At 73.8% G+C, this 1,506-nt stretch carries 1 protein-coding gene; it reads left to right on the forward strand.

The annotated features are described in order from the left end of the window. Nucleotides 1–1,417 (forward strand): hypothetical protein (locus GT354_RS47430; protein WP_161364004.1); only part of this gene is annotated, 1,417 nt, incomplete at its 5' end. Nucleotides 1,418–1,506: the final 89 nt, after the last annotated feature.

Consider the following 1,506-nt stretch of genomic DNA (forward strand, 5'->3'; position numbering starts at 1 on the left):
CGTGGCGCGCACGCCCGAGGGCCTGCCGATCCCTCCCCGTCCCAGCCACCCGCCACGCGCGGCCGCCGCCGCGAAGGCGGACGTACCGTCGGTGCCGGCGCCGCCGGACCACTCCGCCGTACCGCGCACCAACCGCGGCACCAAGGCGGCCTCCGCCGACCCCGAGGCCACCGTCGAGATGGTCCCGGGCACGCTGCCCACCCCTCCCGGGGACGTCACGATGCTGGTCGACCGGCCGATGCCGCGCGCCGGCGAACCCGGCGGCGGCGACCTCGCGGCCGTCCTGTCGTCGTGGTTCATCGACGCCGAGCCGCGCCGAAAGCTGCTCGCCCGCGACCGGCTGTTCACCGACGCGCCACGCGAACTCGACTCGCTGGCCTCCGAGTTCGGCACCTCGCCGGCCGAGGTCAAGATCATGGAACGCGACCTGCGGCGCAACCTCGAGGAGCGGATCTCGCGCTCCGAGGGCGCGCCGGTCCGGGTGCACCTGAGCTTCGTCCGCGACCGGGTCGGCATGCTGACCACGGTGTCCGAACTGCGCGCCCTGCACCCCAAGCACACGGCGGTCGTGGCGGGCCTGGACATCCAGGTCTGGCAGGTCCTGCGCGGACTGCTCGACCTGCACACGTCGGTCGACGGCTGGCTCTCCCCCGCCCCGCTCGGCGAACTCGCCGACCGCACGTCGGCCACCCTGGACGCGGCCTGCGCCCACGGTCCGGTCCCGCTCAAGGCGCTGGAGCGCGACCTGGCCGCGATGGGCATCCGCAAGCCGCTCCAGTCCGCGTGGATCGCCCGCCTGGAGGGCTTCCAGGTCGAGAACGGCCACGTACTCTCCCGCTCGGCCGACACCCTGGAGCGCCCGGCCCAGCGCGGCGCCGGGCAACCGGCGCCGATCGGCGACCCGTCCTGGACGGCCGGCTGCTTCCGCGAGGAAACCGGCGCGTGGTCGTTCCGGGTGGACGTGAGCACGGCGATGCTCGAAGGCGAACCGGTCGAACTGCCCCCGGCGTTCGCCCAATCCCTGGGCGTCACCCAGGGTGGCCAGGTCCGCCTGCACCACGGACACGGCCCGGCCGCGCTGCGCTGGGCGCAAACGCCCTTCTTCGTGTCGCTGCGCGCGATCCTGGCGGGCCTGTCGGCGCACGACGGCGACATGGTCTTCGTATCGTCCATCCACCAAGGCCGCCTCGAAGCCCGCCTGGTCCGCGGCGACGCCACCGTGCGCCTGCCCCGCTGGGCCCGCGCCCTGCGCCACACCGGCGTGGACCCGGTCCCCGAGCAGGTCAACCTCCCGGAACTGCTGTCCACGAGGATCGGCCTGGACCCCGGCTCCGACCTCAAGGCCGTCCTACACCGCCTCCAACAACGCGGCGACACCGACGTCCTCGAACTCCTGGGCGTAACCCACACCCGCTGACCGCCCCCACAGGCCGGACCATCCCCACCCCACCGCCCGAAATCCGCAACCTTCCCACCAAAACGCAACGGGTGGTGCGGGTGGGAACA

This window comes from Streptomyces sp. SID3343 (assembly GCF_009865215.1).
GTDB lineage: Bacteria > Actinomycetota > Actinomycetes > Streptomycetales > Streptomycetaceae > Embleya.